Below are 21,352 nucleotides of genomic sequence, written 5' to 3'. Positions count from 1 at the left end.
TCTCAGACGTGGAACGGGAATCCGTACACGTGCAGCGCGACGTGCTCGCGCCCCTCGGTGTCCCCGGCCTCCTCGGCGGCGCGCCCCTTCGCCTCGTACTTCTTGATCAGTGCATGCATCTCGCCGCAGAGGTCGGCCAGTTCGGGCGCGGTCAGCTGGGCCAGGTACTCGGAGTCGAAGGAGGCGCCGTTCCACTCGGGGCTCCAGTGGGCCCGCTCGTCGAGGTGGCGGTGGTACAGCTCGCTGCGCTGCTGGTAGAAGAGGCGGGAGGCGGCGGTGTGCGCGGCCGCCTTCTCGGGTGCGTCCCGGAAGTCCTCGTCGTGGATGGTGACGCCCTCCGAGGCCGGCCGCCACCAGCGCTCCCGCCCGTCCTCGCTCTGCCCCTCGGCCTCCTCGATCAGGCCGTGCTCGGCGAGTTTGCGCAGGTGGTAGCTGACCAGGGACACGGCCTCGTCGACGATGTCGGCCAGCCGCGAGGCGGTCGCCGCGCGCTCCAGGTAGAGCGCCCGGTACAGCTTCATCCGCAGCGGATGGGCCAGCGCCTTGAGGGTGCCCACGTCCGTGATCCGGCGGTCCTGTTGCTCGGCCATGCACCCAGGCTAGATACAAAAGGAAAGTTGCACAATTGATTTTGCGCAACTTCTCTTTCCCATCTGCCCAGGAGAAAGCCCCGGCCCCCTCCAGGGAGACCAGGGCTCGCCCGCGAACCGGCGCGCGGTCACCTCATGGCTGAGGCGTCACCTCACCGGGTGGCCCGCCTCCCGCAGCGCCCCCTTCACCTCGCCGATGCGCAGATCGCCGAAGTGGAAGACCGAGGCCGCCAGGACGGCGTCCGCGCCCGCCGCGATCGCCGGGGGGAAGTCGGCGAGCTTGCCGGCGCCGCCCGAGGCGATGACCGGGACGGTGACGTGCTTGCGGACGGCGCTGATCATCTCCAGGTCGTAGCCGTCCTTCGTGCCGTCCGCGTCCATGGAGTTCAGCAGGATCTCGCCCGCGCCCAGCTCGGCCGCCCGGTGCGCCCACTCCACCGCGTCGATACCGGTGCCGCGCCGGCCGCCGTGGGTCGTCACCTCGAAACTCCCGGACGGGGTCCGGCGCGCGTCGACCGACAGGACCAGCACCTGGCGGCCGAAACGTTCCGCGATCTCCCGGATCAGGTCCGGGCGGGCGATCGCGGCCGTGTTGACGCCCACCTTGTCGGCGCCCGCCCGCAGCAGCCGGTCCACGTCCTCGGCCGTGCGGACGCCGCCGCCGACCGTCAGCGGGATGAACACCTGCTCGGCGGTGCGGCGCACCACGTCGTACGTCGTCTCCCGGTCGCCCGAGGACGCGGTGATGTCCAGGAACGTCAGCTCGTCGGCGCCCTCGGCGTCGTACACCTTCGCCATCTCGACGGGATCGCCCGCGTCGCGCAGGTTCTGGAAGTTGACACCCTTGACGACCCGGCCGTTGTCCACGTCCAGGCAGGGGATGACTCGGACCGCCAGGGTCATGACTCCACGGCTCCTCAACAACATTCTGGGAAATCTTCTAGCCTCTGTAGGCTTCCAGCTCCACCGACACCAGCACGCGCGGGTCGACGAAGCCCTCCACGACCAGCAGGGTCGCCGCCGGGCGCACCGCGTCGAACAGCTCCTTGTGGGCCCGGCCCACGTCGTCCACGTCCCGCGCGTGGCTCAGGTACATCCGCGTGCGGATCACGGAGCCCACGCCGAGCCCGAACTCGCCGATCGCCTCGATCGCGCTGCTGAAGGCCACCTTGGCCTGCTCGTACGGGTCGCCCTCGCCGTACAGGACGTCGCCCCGGAAGGCGGTCGTGCCCGCCACCAGGACCCGGTCGCCCGCCGCCACGGCGCGTGCGAAGCCGAACGTCTCTTCCCAGGGAACTCCGCTCTGCACCCGCCGTACGGCATCGGACGTCATGACGACACTGCCTCCAGGGCCTCTTCCAGAGTGAACGCCTCCGCGTACAGGGCCTTCCCGACGATGGCCCCCTCGACACCGAGCGCGACGAGGTCGGCGATGGCCCGCAGGTCGTCGAGGGACGAGACGCCTCCGGAGGCCACCACCGGGCGGTCGGTGGCCGCGCAGACGTTCTTCAGCAGCTCCAGATTGGGGCCCTGAAGCGTGCCGTCCTTGGCGATGTCGGTGACGACGTAGCGGGCGCAGCCCTCCTTGTTCAGGCGCTCCAGCGTCTCGTACAGGTCGCCGCCGTCGCGGGTCCAGCCGCGGCCGCGCAGGGTCGTGCCGCGTACGTCGAGACCGACCGCGATCTTGTCGCCGTGCTCGGCGATGACCTTGGCGACCCACTCGGGGGACTCCAGGGCGGCCGTGCCGAGGTTGACCCGGGTGCAGCCGGTGGCCAGGGCGGCGGCGAGGGTGTCGTCGTCGCGGATGCCGCCGGACAGCTCCACCTTGATGTCCATCGCCTTGGCGACCTCGGCGATCAGCTTCCGGTTGTCGCCGGTACCGAACGCGGCGTCCAGGTCCACCAGGTGCAGCCACTCGGCGCCCGAGCGCTGCCAGGCCAGCGCGGCCTCCAGCGGGGAGCCGTAGGAGGTCTCGGTCCCGGACTCGCCGTGCACGAGACGGACGGCCTGGCCGTCACGGACGTCGACGGCGGGGAGGAGTTCGAGCTTCGAAGCCATCACAGGGTTCCGATCCAGTTGTTCAGCAGCTGCGCTCCGGCGTCGCCGGACTTCTCGGGGTGGAACTGGGTGGCCCACAGGGCGCCGTTCTCCACGGCCGCCACGAAGGGCTTGCCGTGCGTGGCCCAGGTGACCTTGGGGGCGTGCATCGCCGGGTGGTGCGCCTGAAGCTGCCAGTCGTGCACGGCGTAGGAGTGCACGAAGTAGAAGCGGGCGTCGCCGCCCACGCCGGCGAACAGCTCCGAGTCGGCCGGGGCGTCGACGGTGTTCCAGCCCATGTGCGGCACCACGTCGGCCTCCAGGGGCGCGACCGTGCCCGGCCACTCGTCCAGGCCCTCGGCCTCCACGCCGTGCTCGATGCCGCGCGCGAAGAGGATCTGCATGCCGACGCAGATGCCCATGACCGGGCGCCCGCCGGACAGCCGGCGGTCGATGATCCAGTCGCCGCGGGCCTCCTTCAGGCCGCGCATGCAGGCGGCGAAGGCGCCCACGCCCGGCACCAGCAGACCGTCGGCGTTCATCGCCGTGTCGAAGTCCCGGGTGATCTCGACCTCGGCACCGGTACGGGCCAGGGCGCGCTCGGCGGAGCGGACGTTGCCGAAGCCGTAGTCGAAGACGACGACCTTCTTGGCCTTGGCGGGGCTGCTCAATTCCACACCTCCAGCCGCATCACGCCCGCGACGAGGCACATCGCCGCGCCGATGGACAGCAGCACGATCAGGCTCCTCGGCATCTGCTGCTTGACGAAGGAGACGATGCCGCCGACCAGGAAGAGGCCGACGACGATCAGCAGGGTCGACAGCCCGGTCACAGCGCTTCTCCGTTCAATTCTTCGTTCGCTTCTCCGCCCGCGCGGCGCAGAGGTGCTGCCATCGTCGTCTGCGGCCCGGCGGCCGCGCGCGCGTCGCTCACAGCGCGCCCTTCGTCGAGGGGAGGATGCCCGCCGCGCGCGGGTCCCGCTCGCTGGCGTAGCGCAGTGCCCGTGCCAGTGCCTTGAACTGGCACTCAACGATGTGGTGGGCGTTGCGTCCGTAGGGCACGTGCACGTGCAGCGCGACCTGCGCCTGGGCGACGAAGGACTCCAGGATGTGCCGGGTCATGGTCGTGTCGTACTCGCCGATCATCGGCGCCATGTTCTCGGGCTCGGTGTGCACGAGGTAGGGGCGGCCGGAGAGGTCGACGGTGACCTGGGCGAGGGACTCGTCCAGCGGGACCGTGCAGTTGCCGAAGCGGTAGATGCCCACCTTGTCGCCGAGCGCCTGCCTGAAGGCGGCACCGAGCGCGAGGGCGGTGTCCTCGATGGTGTGGTGGGAGTCGATGTGCAGGTCGCCGTCGGTCTTCACGGTCAGGTCGAACAGACCGTGCCTGCCGAGCTGGTCGAGCATGTGGTCGTAGAAGCCGACACCGGTGGCGATGTCGGTCTTCCCGGTGCCGTCGAGGTCGATCTCGACCAGGACGGAGGTCTCCTTGGTGGTGCGCTCGACCCTTCCAAGGCGTCCCTCGCGAGTCATCCGCTCTGCTCCTGTTCCTTCTTGAGATCGCGTACCGCATCGAGGAACGCGTCGTTCTCGGCCGGGGTGCCGGCGGTGACCCTCAGCCATCCCGGCACGCCGTTGTCGCGGACGAGGACGCCCCGGTCGAGGATCTGCCGCCAGGCCGCCTGGGCGTCCGTGAACCGTCCGAACTGTATGAAGTTCGCGTCCGACTCGGTGACCGCGTAGCCGATCGCCCGCAACTCGGCCACCAGCCGGTCCCGCTCGCACTTGAGCTGCTCGACGTACTTCAGCAGCGTGTCGGTGTGCTCGAGGGCGGCCAGCGCGGTGACCTGGGTGATCGCCGACAGGTGGTACGGCAGCCGCACCAGCTGGACGGCGTCCACGACCGCCGGGTGCGCGGCGAGGTAGCCCAGGCGCAGGCCGGCGGCGCCGAACGCCTTCGACATGGTGCGCGAGACGACGAGGTACGGCCGGCCCGCCAGCAGCGGCAGCAGCGAGGCGCCGTGGCTGAACTCGATGTACGCCTCGTCGACGATCACCATGGACGGCTTGGCCGCCTGTGCGGCCTCGTACAGGGCGAGGACCGTCTCGGGCGCGACCGCGTTGCCGGTGGGGTTGTTGGGGGTGGTGATGAAGACCACGTCCGGCTTGTGCTCCGCGATCGCCCGCCGGGCGGCGGGGAGGTCGATCGTGAAGTCCTCGCCCCGCGGACCGGAGATCCAGCCGGTGCCCGTGCCGCGCGCGATGAGCGCGTGCATCGAGTACGACGGCTCGAAGCCGATCGCGGTGCGGCCCGGCCCGCCGAAGGCCTGCAGCAGTTGCTGGATGACCTCGTTGGAGCCGTTGGCCGCCCAGACGTTCTCCACGCCGACCCGGTGGCCGCCGGTCTTCGTCAGGTACTTGGCGAGTTCGGTGCGCAGCTCGACCGCGTCCCGGTCCGGGTAGCGGTTCAGGCCGCGGGCCGCCTCGCGTACCCGCTCGGCGATCCGCTCGACGAGCGGCTCCGGCAGCGGGTAGGGGTTCTCGTTCGTGTTCAGCCGTACGGGGACGTCCAGCTGGGGCGCGCCGTAGGGGGACTTGCCGCGCAGCTCGTCCCGTACGGGAAGATCGTCGATTCCGAAGCTCACTTGCTCGTCGGTACCTTCCACCCGAACCTGGCCTTGACCGCCGCGCCGTGCGCCGGCAGGTCCTCCGCCTCCGCCAGCGTCACCACATGGTGGGCGACCTCGGCCAGGGCGTCCTTCGTGTAGTCGACGACGTGGATGCCGCGCAGGAAGGACTGGACGGACAGGCCGGAGGAGTGGCAGGCGCAGCCGCCGGTGGGCAGCACGTGGTTGGAGCCGGCCGCGTAGTCGCCGAGGGAGACCGGCGCCCACGGGCCGATGAAGATCGCACCGGCGTTGCGGACGCGGTCGGCGACCGCCGCGGCATCGGCCGTCTGGATCTCCAGGTGCTCCGCGCCGTAGGCGTCGACCACGCGCAGGCCCTCGTCGATGCCGTCGACCAGGACGATCGCGGACTGCTTGCCGGACAGGGCCGGACGGATCCGGTCCTCGATGTGCTTGGTGGCCGCGACCTGGGGCTCCAGCTCCTTCTCCACCGCGTCCGCGAGGTCGACGGAGTCGGTGACGAGGACGGCGGCGGCCAGCGGGTCGTGCTCGGCCTGGCTGATCAGGTCGGAGGCGACGTGCACCGGGTCGGCCGTGGAGTCGGCGAGGATCGCGATCTCGGTCGGGCCGGCCTCGGCGTCGATGCCGATCTTGCCCGTGAAGTAGCGCTTGGCGGCGGCGACCCAGATGTTGCCCGGGCCGGTGACCATGTTCGCGGGCGGGCAGGACTCGGTGCCGTGGGCGAACATCGCGACGGCGGTCGCGCCGCCGGCGGCGTACACCTCGTCGACGCCCAGCAGGGCGCAGGCGGCCAGGATCGTCGGGTGCGGCAGGCCGCCGAACTCGGCCTGGGCCGGGGAGGCGAGCGCGATGGACTCGACACCGGCTTCCTGGGCGGGCACGACGTTCATGACCACAGAGGAGGGGTAGACCGACCGGCCGCCGGGCGCGTACAGCCCGACGCGCTCCACCGGCACCCACTTCTCGGTCACCGTTCCGCCGGGCACGACCTGGGTGGTGTGCGTGGCGCGGCGCTGCTCGCGGTGGACGAGGCGGGCGCGGCGGATGGACTCCTCCAGGGCGGCGCGCACGGCCGGGTCCAGCTGCTCCAGCGCGTCCTTGAGGGCCTGGACCGGAACCCGTACCGATTCCAGGCGCACTCCGTCGAACTTCTCGGCGAAGTCGATCAGCGCCGCGTCGCCACGATGATGCACGGCCTCGCAGATCGGACGCACCCTCTCCAGGGCGGCCGCGACGTCGAAGTCGGCTCGGGGCAGCAGGTCGCGCAGGGCGGGGCCCTCGGGAAGGGCGTCGCCGCGCAGATCGATTCGGGAGATCACGGTTCCAATTCTCTCAGACCGCACACGAGCCCCGTCCGCCTGTATCAATGGCTGATACAGAACGTCGCGTCAATGGCCGATACGGAACCTTGCGGCCGCCGCGTTCCGGCCGTCCGCCGTCACGGCGGAGGACTCTCTTCACCTTGCGCGTTCAGACCGTCACGCAACGGGCATCACCGGTTGTACAAACGACCTGACCCACGAGTAGCTGGGGAAGAAGGGAAGATCCGTGACCGAGGGGACCGGCGGCCGCGCCGGGGACCTGCCGGACGACCTGACCGACGTCGAGGCCGGGATGTGGCAGGCCTTCCGCAACGGCAGCGTGTACGACCTGCGCAGCGGGGACACGGCGGTGGACGATCCGCACGGCGGGCGTCCGTGGGGGCCCGAGCGGACGGTCCGGGCGCGGGTCGTGTGCTGGCTGCTGCTGGACGGGCCGCCCGCGCTCGCCGGGCGGGTGTCGTCACTGAAGCTGACCGGGCTGCGGATAGCGGGGACCGTGGACCTGGCCGGGGGCACGGTGGTGCCGTACGTGGAGCTGAAGGGCTGCCGGTTCGAGCAGGAGGTCCGGCTGCCGGAGGCGCACTTCACGACCGTGCGGCTGGTGGACTGCTCGGTGCCCCGGCTGGAGGCGGCCCGGGTGCACACGGAGGGCGACCTGCACCTGCCCCGCTGCCGTTTCCTGGGCGGGATACGGCTCACCGACGCGCACATCGGCACGGACCTGCTGCTCAACCAGGCGATCGTGCACCGGGACCGCACCGGCCGGTCGATCGCCGCGGACGGGATGACGGTGGGCCAGGACCTCCAGGCGGAGCTGCTCCGGTCGCACGGCGAGGTGAGCCTGCGCGGCGCCAAGATCGGCGTGTCACTGAGCCTGCGCGGTGCGAAGCTCGCCAGCCCGTACACGCCGTGGGCGCTGAACGCCCCGCAGCTGACCGTGGAACGCACGCTGTACCTCACGCCCGCCGGGGTCGGCAGCACCCTGCTGAGCGGGGTGACCCCGGCGCGCGGGACGCGGATCGAGAACTTCGAGTGCCAGGGCGGGGTGCGGCTGGACGACGGGCGGTTCGGCGACGCGGTCGACCTGGACCGCGCCCGGTTCTCCTTCACCGACGAGCAGGTGCTGTCGCTGCGCCGGATGCAGGCCCCCGAACTGCGCTTCCTCGGGGAACGGCCACGGCGGGGCCAGGTGCTGCTGTCCGGCGCGCGGATCGTCACCCTCGTCGACCGGGCGACCAGCTGGCCCGGTCCGGGAGGTCTGCACATGGGCGGCTTCGTCTACGAGAACCTGGTGCCGCGCGGCCCGTTCCCGCTCGTCGAGCGCCTGAACTGGGTGGCGGCGGCGACCGCCGAGTACAACCCGGAGCCGTACGAGCGACTGGCCGCGGTGCTGCGCGAGGCCGGTGAGGACGAGGACGCGCGCGAGGTGCTCCTCGCCAAGCAGCGCCGCCGCCGCGAGACCCTGCCGCCGGCGGGCAAGCTCTGGGGGTACGTCCAGGACGGCGCCGTGGCCTACGGGTACCGGCCGGGCCGGGCCGCGGTGTGGATGGCGGTGCTGTGGGCGGCCGGCTCGCTCGCCTTCGCGCACGCCGCCCATCCCCCGGTCACCCCCGGTCAGCACCCGCAGTGGAACCCCGCGCTGTTCGCCCTGGACCTGCTGCTGCCGGTCGTCGACCTGGGCCAGGCCGGCCAGTGGCAGCTGACCGGCGGCTGGCAGTGGCTGGCGGCGGTGCTGGTCCTGCTGGGATGGACCCTGGCCACGACGGTGGCGGCGGGCGCCACCCGGCTGCTGCGGCGCAGCTGACCCGGCCGCGCGGCGGAGCTCACCCGGCCACCGCGGCGGAGGCAGGCGTGTTCAGCGGGTCCCGAGCGGCCGATGTGGCCACGGACGCCGGGAGAGACATTGTTGAAGTCTCATCTTTTTACTCGACCTTGACCGGGCGGCGTACAACTTTCCCCGGCGTGCCCGCACCCTCTGGCGCTCCCCCGACCTGCGGACTTTCAATGGTCCGCACCATGGCTCTGCTGCCCCCCTTCATCCGCCCCACCCGGATGGCAAGAACCGCCCCCCATACCCTCGCCGGACTCCCCGCCGACGACGAGGTGCTGCTCGACGCGCCCGACGAACGGCTGGGCCCGGCGCTGGTCGCGGCCGCCCAGGGCACCTACGGGCCCGCCGCCGAGCTGCTCGCCGCCACCCGGCAGGGGGCCCGGTGGGAGGACCGCGACCGGTACGCGCTGCGGCTGGCCGCGTTCGCGCGCTCCCGCGCACAGTGGCTGGACGCCTGGCGCGCCGCCGCCCCGCACGACCCGGACGCGCTGCTGGTCGCGGCCCAGCTCGCCGTGGACCGCGCCTGGCCCTCGCCGGGCCGGACCGAGCTGCTGCGCGAGGTAAGCCCGCTGATCACGGCCGCCGCCCGCGCCGACGACCGGGACCCGGTGCCGTGGCGGGTCGCGCTGGACCACGCGCGCGGCAGCCGCGCCGGGCACACCTACTTCGAGGAGCTGTGGGAGGCCGCGGTCCGCCGCGCCCCGCACCACTACGGCTGCCACGTGGCGGCCCTGCGGTATCTGGCCGCCTCCTGGCACGGCTCCCACCACGAGTGCTTCGACTTCGCCGACCGGGCCGCCCAGGACGCCCCCGCCGACTCGCTGGTGCAGGCCCTGCCCGTGCGGGCCGCCTTCTCCTACCTGACCGACGGCTGCGGGCCCGAGGTGCCGCGCGAGCGGCTGGACGCGGCGGCGGACCGGGCCATCGCGCTCTCCGTCCGGTTCCCCACGGCCACGCCCTGGCCGGCGGAGATCCGCAACCTGCTGACGTACGTCCTGATCCGGCTCGACCGCCGGGAGGACGCCCGTGTCCAGCTGCGCCTCATCGGCCCGTTCGCCACGTCCTTCCCCTGGGACCGGGTGTCGGACGACCCGCTGGGCCTGTTCCTCAAGCTGCGCGCCGACGTGCACGCGGCACCGCTCGCACAGCGGTCCCCTCGCCCCCGAAAGTGAGCGCGGCGGACGTGCCGGTCCGCGCGACCATTAGGCTTTTGCGCCGTGACGACCGTCCGGCTCCCGCTCTTTCCGCTGAACTCGGTGCTGTTCCCGGGGCTGGTGCTCCCGTTGAACATCTTCGAGGAGCGCTATCGCGCCATGATGCGCGCCCTGCTGAAGACGCCCGAGGACGAACCGCGCCGGTTCGCCGTCGTGGCGATCCGCGACGGCCACGAGGTGGCACCGAGCGCCCCCGGCATGCCCGATCCGACGGCCCGGCCCGAACGCGGCCCCGCGGCCGGGTTCGGCCCCGACCCGGCCAGGGCGTTCCACGGCGTGGGCTGCGTGGCCGACGCCGCGACCATACGGGAGCGGGCCGACGGCACCTTCGAGGTGCTGGCGACCGGCACGACCCGGGTGCGGCTGCTGTCGGTGGACTCCTCCGGGCCGTTCCTCACCGCGGAGCTCCAGGAGCTGACCGAGGAGCCCGGCGACGAGGCGGGCGCTCTGGCCCAGGGGGTGCTGCGGTCCTTCCGGCAGTACCAGAAACGGCTGGCGGGCGCGCGGGAGCGGTCCCTGTCCACGGGCGCCGAGCTGCCGGACGAACCGAGTGTGGTGTCGTACCTGGTGGCGGCGGCGATGGTGCTGGACACGCCGACCAAGCAGCGCCTGCTCCAGGCGCCCGACACCTCCTCGCGCCTGCGTGACGAGCTGAAACTGCTTCGCTCGGAGACGGCGATCATCCGTAGTCTGCCGTCGTTGCCGGCGCAGGACCTGACACGCGCGCCGACGAGCTTCAACTGAGGAGAGCAGGGCGGGATGGCGAAGAAGACGAAGAAGCAGCAGTACGGGGGAACCCCCGCGACGGTGGCCCTGACCGCGGCGGGCGTCGACCACACCGTCCACTCCTACGACCACGACCCCTCCCACCCCTCCTACGGCGAGGAGGCGGCCGAGGCGATGGGCGTCTCGCCGGAGCGGGTGTTCAAGACGCTGGTCGCGGACGTCGACGGCTCGCTGACGGTGGCCGTGGTCCCGGTCGCGGGCTCCCTGGACCTGAAGGCCCTGGCGTCGGCGGTGGGCGGCAAGCGCGCGGCGATGGCGGACCCGGCGCTCGCCGAACGCACCACGGGCTACGTGCGCGGCGGCATCAGTCCCCTGGGCCAGCGCAAGAAGCTGCCCACGGTCCTCGACGCCTCCGCCACGAACCACCGCACGATCTGCGTCTCGGCGGGCCGCAGGGGCCTGGAGGTCGAGCTGGCCCCGGAGGACCTGGCGAAGCTGACGGAGGCGGTCCTGGCCCCGATCGGACGGGCCTCGTAACCGCGGGCCGGCGTGCCTCTCCCCCGGTGCCCGACACCCGGGAGGTACGGCCTCAGGCCGCCGGAGACTCCCCGTACGGCTCCGGATCCCGCGGCCCGAACAGTGCCGTGATGCCGAGATGCACCACGAGCGCCGCCACCGGCCACGCGAGCAGCGCCCCCTTGGCCCCCAGCTTCAGCGGCGCCGAGAACGTCGCCCCCTTGCCCACGGCCTTGGCGTGCGCGATCACGTCCTGCTGGGGTCCGAGCCACACCCCGAGGCGCCACGCCAGCAGCGACCCGAGCAGCCCGCCGACACCCAGCGCCACCACCAGCGGCACTCCCCCGCGCCGCCGCAGCAGGAACACGGCCACCGCGCTGAGCACCCCGAAGGCCAGGGCCAGCAGCGTGAACGTTCCGTCCACGCCGATCGCCTGCTCGCCCTCGGAGTCCTTGAGATAGACCACCCAGCTGTTCCCGGTGACGTCCCCGACCAGCGGCACCCGCGGTGCCAGCCACAGCCACAGCAGGCCCAGCAGCACGCCGCCGAGCGCCACGGCCACCGTGATCACGGAGGCCTCCCGGACTTCGGTCTTCATCCCGGGGCCGTCCTGTCCGTACGCGGTTCCCGTCGCTCCTGCCCCTGCGGCCGGCATCTGCCAGGCCTGCCCGTGCGCGGGCTGCGCGCCCGGCACCGGCTGAGGGGGCTGCTGGGGCTGCGCGGCCTCGCCGGGCCGGGAGGCCTGCGAAGGCCGCCGATGCGGCGGTGGTGGTGGAGTCAACGGTGAGGTCACCCTGTCATCGTGCCAGGTGAGTCTGTCAGCCGCGTCATCGGACGGCGGCCCGGCGGTACGCCCAGGTGGCCACGGCCAGCGAGACCACCCCGACCCCGGCGCACACCGCCATGTCGATGCCCACGAACGCCCAGTCGGGCCGGGGGGCGAAGGTGCGCGCGTAGGCCTCCACGCCGTACGTCGACGGCAGCAGATCGCGGGCGAGCCGTACCACTCCCGGCATGTGGTCGGGCGGCAGCACGCCCAGCAGCAGGGCCGCCGACATGCCCAACTGACCGAGCAGGGTCGCATGTTCCGGCCGTGGGGCGAGCAGTCCGCAGGCGGCGCCCAGCCCGGAGAGCGCGGCGCCGGCGAGCGGGATCACCGCCACCAGCACCCACAGGTTGCCCAGCGGCAGCCCGAACAGCACGCAGCCGAAGACCGCGGTGACCAGGGTCCCCGGCACCGTGAAGGACGCGTACGCGGCCGCCGCGCCCAGCACCACGGCCGCCGGCGGCACCGGCAGCGTCGCGTAGTGGTCGAGCCCGCCGCTGGCCCGCAGCTGGCCGAAGTACTGGGCGAGCAGGTTCAGGGCGACGTAGGCGACGACGACGATCGACGCGCCGGCCACCACGGACCGGGCCTCGCCGCCGCCGCCGACCACGCCCCGCATCATGATCATGATGCCGACGGACTGGAAGGTCGCCACGAACAGCAGCGGGATCCGCGCCACCCGCGCCCGGGACAGCTGCGCCCGGTACACGGCCGCGAGGGACGGCCACAGCCGTGCCCGCGGCCCGAGCTCGGCGGCCGCCGTCCGACCGGCGCCGCGTTCCTGCACGGCCGTCGCGCCGGCCAGCACGTCGGCGGGTACGACACTCACGTCGAACTGCTCCTCTTCGCTACGGCGTACTGCCCCACGGACCGTACGGACACGCCGGTCCGCACGCTCACCCACTCACCGTCTGCGGCCCGTACGCCCACAGCGTCACCGCCTCCGTCGTGCCCGCCGGGGCCGCTCCACGCGCCGTTCACGCCTTCACCAGTCCCTGCCGGGCCGCGCCGCCCAGCGCCAGGTACACATCCTCCAGGCTGGGCGTGGCGAGGGTGAAGTCGTCCAGGGCGGCGAAGGCGGCACCGCCGGTGACGGTGGCGACGGCGGCTCGGGCCTCCTCGGGGGCGAGCCGCAGCGTCCAGCGGCGCCCGGACTCCACCGCCCGTTCCCGCAGCGCGGCGATCTCCGCCACCTCCAGCGGCGCCCTCTCCCGCCACACCAGCTCGACCCGCACCTCACCGGAGACGCGCTCCTTGAGGCCGGCCGGGGTGTCGCAGGCGATGACCCGGCCCCGGTCGAGGACGGCGACCCGGTCGAGGACGGTCTCGGCCTCGATGACGTTGTGGGTGACCAGCAGGACCGTGGTGCCGCGCTCGGCGCGCCGCCGGTCCACGGCGGACCACACCGCTCGCCGGGCCACGGGGTCCATGCCGGTGGTCGGCTCGTCCAGGACGAGCAGGGGTCGATCGCCGACCAGCGCGGCGGCGAAGCAGGCGAGCCGCCGCTGGCCGCCGGAGAGCTTCTTCAGCGGGCGGTCGGCGATCGGCGCGAGGCCCAGCTCGTCGAGGACGGCGTCCCGCTCGGCCCGCGCCCGCCGGACGTCCAGGCCGCGCAGCCGTCCGGTGGTCTCGGCGGCCAGCGAGACGGTCAGCTCGTCGAGGGCGCTGGACTCCTGCCCGAGATAGGCGAGGATCCGCGCGGCCCGCTCGGGGTGCGCCACGATGTCGTGGCCGAGGATCTCGACGGTGCCGCGGTCGGGTCGCATCAGCCCGGTGAGCTGCCTGACGAGGGTGGACTTGCCGGCGCCGTTCGGGCCGAGCAGCCCGAAGATCTCGCCGCGCCGGACGTCGAGCTCGACGTCGTCGGTGGCCCGTACCTCGGGCGTGGCGGGAGCGCCGCGCCGGCCGCGGGCCGCCGGGTAGGTCTTGGTCAGTCCGCGCACCGCGCACACGACGTCGTCTCCGTGTCGAAGTGCCTGTCCCGCGCGCGTACTCACAAAGGACGAGAGTACGGGGTCCGTGGGCTTTACTCGTCCTTGGGGCGACCTCTCCCGGCTCTTCCCGGCCGCCCGTCGGGACGGCCAACCGCATCCGCCCCTGTCCGGACCCCGTCCGCCCTCGCGGCCTCGTCCGCCCTCGTTCGGGGCTCAGTCGCCCGCCGGGGAGTGCTCGGCGCCCGTGCGCACGTCGATCTCCCGCCAGAAGCCGGCCCGGATGGCGTACCGGTCGTGCTCGTCGATCTGGTCGTCCTTGTGCGCGAGCAGCCCGAACCGGACGGCGTAGCGCAGCAGCTCGCCGTCGATGCGGTGCGGGACGCGCGGGTACATCGACGACAACCTCTGCAACTGGGTGGGGTCGCCCAGCCGCTCCACCCAGCGCCGGGCGAAGACCTGCCCGACCTCGTACGGGTCGCCCCCGACGGTCGTGATGTCCTCCTCCCGGTCCGCCCACCGCTGCTCGGCCGTGGTCAGCTGGGCGAGGGTCGGCATGGAGGCGGCCTCGGGGGGCTCGGCGGCGACGCCGGGGCGGTCGACCCAGCCCTTGTCGGAGGACCAGCGCAGGGTCGCGGTGGTGGGGTGCTGGGCGGCGTGGGCGCCGGGGGCACGCAGGGCGGCGAGGTCCTTGGGGGTGGGGACGCCCTTGGCGGGCATCCGCTCCTCGACCCCGCCCCGGGCTGCCGCGGCGGCCGGGTGCGGGCGCTCCTCGGCGGGGCGCTCGGCGGTCGCGGAGAGGGAGGACTCGGGCGGCGCGGACAGGATCGCGGCGATCTCGGGGCGGGGCGCGGGCGGCGGCGCGCAGATGCCGCCGAGTTCCTTGGCCCGCACCGCCTTGGTGATCCACGTACGGTCCAGCACGCGCCGCTCGTCGGCCTCGGCGACCAGGTCCTCGGACTGGTTGTAGTCGCCGTCGGCGGCCTGCACGGCCCACAGATGGACGGCCACGCCGTGCTCCTTGGCGGCCATCATGCCGGGCAGCAGGTCGCCGTCGCCGGTGACGAGTACGACGTCGGAACAGGCGCGGTTGCGGGCCAGCTCGGTCAGTTCGGCGTGCATGGCGGCGTCCACGCCCTTCTGCGCCCAGCGTCCGTCGCTGCGGGTCAGGGCGCCGAGCCGGACGGTGACCCGGGGCATCACACGGAGTCTGCGGTGTTCGGGCTGCGGGACGCGGTCGGGCGCGCCGTCGAACCAGTAGATGCGCAGCAGGGGGCGCTCGGTGTCGGACTCGGCCTGTTCGCGCAGACCGTGGATGAGCGCGGTGTGGTCGACGGTGATCCGGGACCGCGACGGCTCCCCGGCCAGGAGGCTCGCGGCGGCCCCCAGCAGATACCCGGCGTCCACCAGGACGATGCAGCGGTCCACGCGATCCACCCTCTTTCCGGGGAGGTTGCTTCGGGCTTGATGGTTCGGGGTTTGCTTCGGGCTTGGTTCGAGTCTGCCCGACCTCGCCGGGGTTAACGGCCCGAACTCGATCTTCGGCGTGGCGTTTCGAGGGCTCGTGGTCCGATGAGCCTTGTTACATACGGTAATTATCCGACATGCGTTCATTGTCGGCGTATGTGAATCTGGTCCCGGCCCTGGCCCCTAGATCCCCCACAGGAGGCTGATCACCATGGCCAAGAACCGTAAGCAGGACCGCAGCCGACAGAAGGCGTCCGTGGCCGCGAACGGCCCGCGGGAGACGGAGCACTCCGTGACGGAGTCGCAGCCCGAGCACCACGCCCCGCAGGTCAATCCGACGGACATGTCCCGCAAGGGGCGTCAGAAGCGCTTCGGCCACAACTGAGGCCCGGTGCACGGGCCGTTGACTGAGCCCTGAACCTGGTAGCGAAGAGGGGCGCGCCCGATGCGCACGGGCACGCCCCTCGTTTTTGTGGCTCGGTCCGCCTCCGGGGCGCTGCAGCCCCTTTGCTCACTCAGGCATCAGTGACCGCCGTTTGTCACACCTCAGCCGGCCAGACAGGACGGGCCGAGCAGGACCTTCAGGTCGCCGAAGAGGGCGGGGTCGGGCTTCACCCGGTGCCGGTCCAGGCGCAGCACCGTCGTCTTGCGCGGGCCCTGGAGCTTGATCCGCACCTCGCTGTCGCCCTTGTGGTGGCTGAGGATCTCGCCGAGGCGGCTGACCATCGGCGGCGTGACCTTGAGGGCGGGGATGGTGAGGACCACCGGCGCGTTGGCGCCCGCGTTGGACAGGTCGGGGACCATCAGCTCCATCGCGACCAGGCGCGGCACGTCCTCGCGCTTGTCGAGGCGGCCCTTGACGAAGACGACGGCGTCCTCGACGAGTTGGGTGGAGACCAGCTGATAGGTCGCCGGGAAGAACATGCACTCGATGGAGCCGGCCAGGTCCTCGACGGTGGCGATCGCCCAGGCGTTGCCCTGCTTGGTCATCTTGCGCTGCAGACCGGAGATGATGCCGCCGATGGTGACGACCGCGCCGTCGGCGTGCTCGCCGCCGGTGAGCTGCGAGATGCCGGCGTCGGCCTTGTCGGCGAGCACGTGCTCCAGGCCGAACAGCGGGTGGTCGGAGACGTACAGGCCGAGCATCTCCCGCTCCTGGGCGAGCAGGTAGGTCTTGTCCCACTCGTCGGGGGAGAACTCCACGTCGAGTCCGAAGCCGGGCTCGCTGCTGGTCTCCTCGCCCATCCCGCCGAAGAGGTCGAACTGGCCCTCGGCCTCCTTGCGCTTGACCGAGACCACGTTGTCGATCATCGGCTCGTACTGCGCGGTGAGGCCCTTGCGGGTGTGCCCCATGGTGTCGAAGGCGCCGGCCTTGATCAGCGACTCCGTGGTGCGCTTGTTGCAGACCACGGCCTCGACCTTGTCGAGGTAGTCGGGGAAGGATGCGTACTTCCCCTTGGCCTTGCGGCACTTGATGATCGACTCGACGACGTTGGTGCCGACGTTGCGCACGGCGGAGAGGCCGAAGAGGATCACGTCGTCGCCCTGGGCGGCGAAGTTCGACTCGGACTCGTTGACGTTCGGCGGGAGCACCCGGATGCCCATGCGGCGGCACTCGTTGAGGTAGATCGCCGACTTGTCCTTGTCGTCCTTGACGGAGGTCAGCAGGGCGGCCATGTACTCGGCGGGGTGGTTGGCCTTCAGGTAGGCGGTCCAGTACGACACCAGGCCGTACGCGGCCGAGTGGGCCTTGTTGAAGGCGTAGCCGGCGAACGGGACCAGCACGTCCCACAGGGCCTGGATGGCCTCGTCGCTGTAGCCGTTCTTGCGGGCGCCGGCCTGGAAGATGGTGAAGTTCTTCGCCAGTTCCTCGGGCTTCTTCTTGCCCATGACGCGGCGGAGGATGTCGGCCTCGCCGAGCGAGTAGCCGGCGATGATCTGGGCGGCCTTCTGCACCTGCTCCTGGTAGACGATCAGGCCGTAGGTGACGTCCAGGACCTCCTTGAGCGGCTCCTCCAGCTCGGGGTGGATCGGCGTGATCTCCTGCTGGCCGTTCTTGCGCAGCGCGTAGTTGGTGTGGGAGTTCATGCCCATCGGGCCCGGCCGGTACAGGGCCGACACGGCGGAGATGTCCTCGAAGTTGTCGGGCTTCATCAGGCGCAGCAGGGAGCGCATGGGGCCGCCGTCGAACTGGAAGACGCCGAGGGTGTCGCCGCGCTGGAGGAGGTCGAAGGTCGTGGGGTCGTCCAGCGGGAGGCTGAGGAGATCGATGTCGATCCCCTTGTTGGACTTCACCATCTTCACGGCGTCGTCCATGATCGTGAGGTTGCGCAGGCCGAGGAAGTCCATCTTCAGCAGGCCGAGCGACTCGCAGCTCGGGTAGTCCCACTGCGTGATGGTCACGCCGTCGGTGTGCCTCACCCAGACCGGGACGTGCTCGGTGATGGTCTCGCTGGACATGATCACGCCGGCCGCGTGCACGCCCATCTGCCGGACCAGGCCCTCCACACCGCGGGCGGTGTCGATGACCTTCTTCACGTCCGGCTCGTTCTCGTACATCCCGCGCACCTCGCCGGCCTCCGAGTAGCGGGGGTGCGCGGGGTCGGTGATGCCGGACAGCGGGATGCCCTTGCCGAGGACGTCGGCGGGCATGGCCTTGGTGATCCGGTCGCCCATGGCGTACGGGTAGCCGAGTACGCGCGCGGAGTCCTTGATCGCGTTCTTGGCCTTGATGGTGCCGTAGGTGCCGATCATGGCGACCTTGTCGGCGCCGTACTTCTCGGTCACGTACCTGATCACCTCGACGCGCCTGCGCTCGTCGAAGTCGATGTCGACGTCGGGCATGGAGATGCGCTCGGGGTTGAGGAAGCGCTCGAAGATCAGGCCGTGCGGGATCGGGTCGAGGTCGGTGATGCCCATGGCGTAGGCGACGATCGAGCCGGCCGCGGAGCCACGGCCCGGGCCCACCGCGATGCCGTTGTTCTTGGCCCACATGATGAAGTCGGCGACCACGAGGAAGTAGCCCGGGAACCCCATCTGGATGATGACGTCCATCTCGTACTCGGCCTGCTTCTGGCGGTCCTCGGGGATGCCGCCCGGGAAGCGGCGCTCCATGCCGCGGCGGACCTCCTCCTGGAACCAGGTGACCTCGGTGTAGCCCTCGGGGATGTCGAACTTCGGCATGAGGTCGCGCTTCTCGAACATGCCGGTGGTGTCGACCATCTCGGCCACCAGGAGCGTGTTGGCGCAGCCCTCCTGCCAGGCGTCCGAGGAGTCGATGGCGTACATCTCGTCCGTGGACTTCAGGTAGTAGCCGGTGCCGTCGAACTTGAAGCGGTCGGGGTCGGAGAGGTTCTTGCCGGTCTGGATGCACAGCAGCGCGTCGTGCGCGCCCGCCTCGTGCGCGTAGGTGTAGTGCGAGTCGTTGGTGACCAGCGGCGGGATGCCGAGCTTCTTGCCGATCTCCAGCAGTCCGTCGCGGACCCGGCGCTCGATCTCGATGCCGTGGTCCATCAGCTCCAGGAAGTAGCGGTCCTTGCCGAAGATGTCCTGGTAGTCGGCGGCGGCCTTCAGGGCCTCGTCGAAGTGGCCGAGGCGCAGCCGGGTCTGCACCTCGCCGGAAGGGCAGCCGGTGGAGGCGACGATGCCCTCGGACCACTGCGAGATGGTCTCCTTGTCCATCCGGGGCCACTTCTGCAGCCAGCCCTCGGCGTAGGCGTCGGAGGAGAGGCGGAAGAGGTTGTGCAGGCCGGTCCTGTTCACGGCCCACATCGTCTTGTGGGTGTAACCGCCCGAACCGGAGATGTCGTCCCGCTTCTGGTGCGGCTGGCCCCAGAGGATCTTGCGCTTGTTGCGCCGGGACTCGGGGGCGACATACGCCTCGATGCCGATGATCGGGGTGATTCCGGCCTTCTTCGCGGAGTGGAAGAAGTCGTACGCCCCGTGGAGGTTGCCGTGGTCGGACATGGCGATGTGCGTCATGCCCATCTCGTTGCACGCGTCGAACATGTCCTTCAGCCGCGCGGCACCGTCCAGCAGCGAGTACTGGGTGTGGACGTGCAGGTGCGTGAACGGCGGCTTCGACACGGTTCGGCCTCCAAAATCAATACGGTGGCGCGAAGCGCCTCGTTGAGGGGTGGTGGTCGGGCGACGGGAGGGCAATCGGCGACGGGGTGCGGACAGTCTGGGGGACAGCGTCGAAGTCTATGCCCCGGCACTGACACTCGGAGGCCGGCGCCGCGTACCTTCGTGCGAGCGGAATCCGCGGGCACTCCACCGCGCCACCGGACGTTGGGGTGAGGGAGGATCCGCGAAGGATCAGTCCACACATCTCGTACCACCTGTACCAGGAGGCACCCAGCGATGTCGGTCCCCCAGCTCAGCGACGAGCAGCGCGGCGAGGAGATCCTCGCCGTCTTCGACACCGCCTTCGGCGAGCTCCTGGCCGCCGACCCGGCCGCGTTCCGCGTGAAGTTCCGGAAGATGGCGGCCTCGGCCTTCGCGTTCTACCGGGGCACGGCCTGCCTCTTCTACCACGACCTCGACGCCGAGAACGCCGGGTGGGGCGGCGGGAGGGGCATCAGCGGGCCGTACCTGGACGAGCGCACCTCGCGGGTGTGGATCCACGGCGACCTGCACGCGGAGAACTTCGGCACGTACATGGATTCGAACGGCCGTCTGGTCTTCAACGTCAACGACTTCGACGAGGCCTACGTCGGCCCCTTCACCTGGGACCTCAAGCGCTTCGCCGCGTCCATCGCGCTGGTGGGGTACGCCAAGGCGCTGAGCGACGACCAGATCACCGAGCTGGTGACGGTCTACGCCGCCGCCTACCGGGAGCGCGTCCACGCCCTGGCCACCGGCGCCAAGAGCGACGAGGTGCCGCCCTTCACCCTGGACACCGCGCAGGGGCCGCTCCTGGACGCGCTGCGTGACGCCCGCTCGCTGACCCGGTTCGGGCTGCTGGACTCCATGACGGAGATCCGTGACTTCGAGCGCCGCTTCGCGCCCGACGGCGGCTCCATCGAGCTGGACGCGGCCACCCGCTACAAGGTCCTCGCCGCCTTCGACGGCTATCTGGAGACGCTGCCGGAGACCTCGCTGGCCCGCCCGGACTCCTACCGCGTGAAGGACGTCGTGGGCCGCCGCGGCATCGGCATCGGCTCGGCGGGCCTGCCGTCGTACAACATCCTCCTCGAGGGCCACAGCGACGCCCTGGAGAACGATGTCGTGATCTACATCAAGCAGGCCCAGACCCCGGCCGTCTCCCGGCACATCACGGACGCGGCGATCCGCGACTACTTCGAGCACGAGGGCCACCGCACGGTGATCTCCCAGCGCGCCCTGCAGGCGCACGCGGACCCGTGGCTGGGCTGGACCGAGCTGGACGGCTCGGGCCAGCTGGTCGCCGAGGTGTCCCCGTACGCCGTCGACCTGGACTGGGGCGACCTCGACGACCCCGAGGAGATCGCGCAGGTCGTCGCCGACCTCGGCCGGGCCACGGCGACCATGCACGCGGCGGACGACCAGTCGGGCGAGTCCCTGGTGCCGTTCTCCACCGAGCGGGCCATCGACGCGGCGATCGCGGCCGACGAGGAGGGCTTCGCACCGCTGCTCGTGGACTTCGCGCACGGCTACGGCGCACGCGCACGCAGTGACCACCAGATCTTCCTGGACCTGTTCCGCAACGGACGGATTCCGGGTCTGTGACGAGACGGCCGCACACAGGGATCCTTTAAGGGACCCTTACCGGCCCACGTGACACACTCTTCAATCGCTATGGACATATCCGGGACCCAGCTCAGAGCCGTACGCGCGGCGCTGTTCACGGCCGTGGTCGTGACGCTCAGCACCGCGTCGCACGTGCTGCTGTCCCGGGTCCCGCTGCCGCTGAACACGGTGGCCGCCGTCGCGGTCGCCGTGTTCCTGCTCGCCTACGCCCTGGCCGGCCGCGAGCGCGGCTTCGGGCGGATCGCCGCCCTGCTGATCCCGCTGGAGCTGGCCGCCGACACCGTCTTCACCACCGGCCAGCACGTCTGCTACGGCCCCGCGGGCGGCCCGGTCGCCGGGCCGCTGCGCTCGGTCGGCTGGGACGTTCTGTGCGGCAACGGCACGGCCCTCGGCACACCGCTGGCCCGCATGACGGGCACGGACACCGACCGCCTCGCGGCCCTGCTGGCCCACGCCGACCCGGCGACCGCCTGGCTGCTGCTCGCCGCGCACGTCGGCGTCGGCCTCCTCGCGGC

21 protein-coding genes are annotated in these 21,352 nt (G+C 71.5%); 7 read left to right on the top strand and 14 right to left on the bottom strand.

What is annotated here, in order from left to right; translation table 11 throughout:
- Positions 1 to 2 precede the first annotated feature (2 nt).
- From BZY54_RS04135 to hisD, 9 genes are all read right to left on the bottom strand, one after another.
- Positions 3 to 590 (bottom strand): ArsR/SmtB family transcription factor, encoded by a 588-nt coding sequence (locus BZY54_RS04135; RefSeq protein WP_086723166.1) that lies wholly within the window; start codon positions 588 to 590, stop codon positions 3 to 5.
- Between the two features lie 147 nt (positions 591 to 737).
- Positions 738 to 1,493 carry an imidazole glycerol phosphate synthase subunit HisF gene (hisF, locus tag BZY54_RS04130; protein ID WP_086723165.1) on the bottom strand — a complete coding sequence of 252 codons (756 nt, stop codon included), beginning with the start codon at positions 1,491 to 1,493 and terminating at the stop codon, positions 738 to 740.
- 37 nt (positions 1,494 to 1,530) lie between these two features.
- On the bottom strand, positions 1,531 to 1,923 hold the full coding sequence (locus BZY54_RS04125) for a RidA family protein (protein WP_086723164.1): 393 nt from the start codon (positions 1,921 to 1,923) through the stop codon (positions 1,531 to 1,533).
- Positions 1,920 to 2,648, bottom strand: coding sequence for a bifunctional 1-(5-phosphoribosyl)-5-((5-phosphoribosylamino)methylideneamino)imidazole-4-carboxamide isomerase/phosphoribosylanthranilate isomerase PriA (gene priA / locus BZY54_RS04120; RefSeq protein ID WP_086723163.1), 729 nt, complete (start codon positions 2,646 to 2,648; stop codon positions 1,920 to 1,922). Before priA ends, BZY54_RS04125 begins: the two co-directional genes overlap by 4 nt.
- Positions 2,648 to 3,304: an imidazole glycerol phosphate synthase subunit HisH gene (gene hisH, locus BZY54_RS04115; protein WP_086723162.1), complete on the bottom strand. Its 657-nt coding sequence runs from the start codon at positions 3,302 to 3,304 to the stop codon at positions 2,648 to 2,650. Before hisH ends, priA begins: the two co-directional genes overlap by 1 nt.
- On the bottom strand, positions 3,295 to 3,459 hold the full coding sequence (locus tag BZY54_RS51545) for a hypothetical protein (RefSeq protein ID WP_167413944.1): 165 nt from the start codon (positions 3,457 to 3,459) through the stop codon (positions 3,295 to 3,297). Before BZY54_RS51545 ends, hisH begins: the two co-directional genes overlap by 10 nt.
- A gap of 97 nt (positions 3,460 to 3,556) precedes the next feature.
- On the bottom strand, positions 3,557 to 4,159 hold the full coding sequence (gene hisB, locus BZY54_RS04110; RefSeq protein ID WP_086723161.1) for an imidazoleglycerol-phosphate dehydratase HisB: 603 nt from the start codon (positions 4,157 to 4,159) through the stop codon (positions 3,557 to 3,559).
- On the bottom strand, positions 4,156 to 5,271 hold the full coding sequence (locus BZY54_RS04105; protein WP_086723160.1) for a histidinol-phosphate transaminase: 1,116 nt from the start codon (positions 5,269 to 5,271) through the stop codon (positions 4,156 to 4,158). The genes hisB and BZY54_RS04105 overlap by 4 nt, the downstream gene beginning before the upstream one ends.
- Entirely contained in the window at positions 5,268 to 6,593 is a 1,326-nt protein-coding gene (gene hisD, locus BZY54_RS04100; protein ID WP_086723159.1) for a histidinol dehydrogenase, read from the bottom strand. The genes BZY54_RS04105 and hisD overlap by 4 nt, the downstream gene beginning before the upstream one ends.
- A 229-nt stretch (positions 6,594 to 6,822) precedes the next feature.
- On the opposite strand from hisD, the gene BZY54_RS04095 reads away from it, so the two are divergent.
- The 4 genes from BZY54_RS04095 to ybaK all read left to right on the top strand — a co-directional run bounded on the left by BZY54_RS04095 (position 6,823) and on the right by ybaK (position 10,904).
- Positions 6,823 to 8,400, top strand: coding sequence for an oxidoreductase (locus tag BZY54_RS04095; protein WP_086723158.1), 1,578 nt, complete (start codon positions 6,823 to 6,825; stop codon positions 8,398 to 8,400).
- Between the two features lie 212 nt (positions 8,401 to 8,612).
- On the top strand, positions 8,613 to 9,599 hold the full coding sequence (locus tag BZY54_RS04090) for a hypothetical protein (RefSeq protein ID WP_425276259.1): 987 nt from the start codon (positions 8,613 to 8,615) through the stop codon (positions 9,597 to 9,599).
- Positions 9,600 to 9,644: 45 nt separating this feature from the next.
- Positions 9,645 to 10,385, top strand: coding sequence for an LON peptidase substrate-binding domain-containing protein (locus BZY54_RS04085; RefSeq protein WP_086723156.1), 741 nt, complete (start codon positions 9,645 to 9,647; stop codon positions 10,383 to 10,385).
- A gap of 15 nt (positions 10,386 to 10,400) precedes the next feature.
- The gene (ybaK, locus tag BZY54_RS04080; protein ID WP_086723155.1) at positions 10,401 to 10,904 is read left to right on the top strand and encodes a Cys-tRNA(Pro) deacylase; all 504 of its coding nucleotides are present in this window, start codon (positions 10,401 to 10,403) and stop codon (positions 10,902 to 10,904) included.
- Between the two features lie 52 nt (positions 10,905 to 10,956).
- Here the strand turns inward: ybaK and BZY54_RS04075 are convergent, their stop codons facing one another.
- The 4 genes from BZY54_RS04075 to BZY54_RS04060 form a co-directional block, all read right to left on the bottom strand.
- Entirely contained in the window at positions 10,957 to 11,676 is a 720-nt protein-coding gene (locus BZY54_RS04075; RefSeq protein WP_086723154.1) for a hypothetical protein, read from the bottom strand.
- A gap of 34 nt (positions 11,677 to 11,710) precedes the next feature.
- Positions 11,711 to 12,538, bottom strand: a complete 828-nt coding sequence (locus tag BZY54_RS04070) for an ABC transporter permease (protein ID WP_167413943.1) — start codon at positions 12,536 to 12,538, stop codon at positions 11,711 to 11,713.
- Between the two features lie 148 nt (positions 12,539 to 12,686).
- On the bottom strand, positions 12,687 to 13,661 hold the full coding sequence (locus BZY54_RS04065) for an ABC transporter ATP-binding protein (protein WP_086723152.1): 975 nt from the start codon (positions 13,659 to 13,661) through the stop codon (positions 12,687 to 12,689).
- 195 nt (positions 13,662 to 13,856) lie between these two features.
- Positions 13,857 to 15,068, bottom strand: a complete 1,212-nt coding sequence (locus tag BZY54_RS04060; protein ID WP_086723151.1) for an NYN domain-containing protein — start codon at positions 15,066 to 15,068, stop codon at positions 13,857 to 13,859.
- Positions 15,069 to 15,318: 250 nt separating this feature from the next.
- Here BZY54_RS04060 and BZY54_RS51540 point away from each other — a divergent pair, with 250 nt between their 5' ends.
- Positions 15,319 to 15,492, top strand: a complete 174-nt coding sequence (locus BZY54_RS51540; protein WP_167413942.1) for a hypothetical protein — start codon at positions 15,319 to 15,321, stop codon at positions 15,490 to 15,492.
- Positions 15,493 to 15,653: 161 nt separating this feature from the next.
- On the opposite strand, the gene dnaE is transcribed toward BZY54_RS51540, so the two are convergent.
- Positions 15,654 to 19,193: a DNA polymerase III subunit alpha gene (dnaE, locus tag BZY54_RS04055; RefSeq protein WP_086723150.1), complete on the bottom strand. Its 3,540-nt coding sequence runs from the start codon at positions 19,191 to 19,193 to the stop codon at positions 15,654 to 15,656.
- Positions 19,194 to 19,469: 276 nt separating this feature from the next.
- On the opposite strand from dnaE, the gene BZY54_RS04050 reads away from it, so the two are divergent.
- Entirely contained in the window at positions 19,470 to 20,816 is a 1,347-nt protein-coding gene (locus tag BZY54_RS04050) for a DUF2252 domain-containing protein (RefSeq protein ID WP_086723149.1), read from the top strand.
- 69 nt (positions 20,817 to 20,885) lie between these two features.
- The coding region (locus BZY54_RS04045; RefSeq protein WP_086723148.1) for a hypothetical protein at positions 20,886 to 21,352 on the top strand (467 nt) is incomplete at its 3' end.

Source organism: Streptomyces carpinensis (assembly GCF_002154505.1).
Lineage (GTDB): Bacteria > Actinomycetota > Actinomycetes > Streptomycetales > Streptomycetaceae > Streptomyces > Streptomyces carpinensis.
The sequence above is the reverse complement of the archived record's forward strand: the minus strand, read 5'-3'. Positions and strand labels throughout refer to the sequence as shown.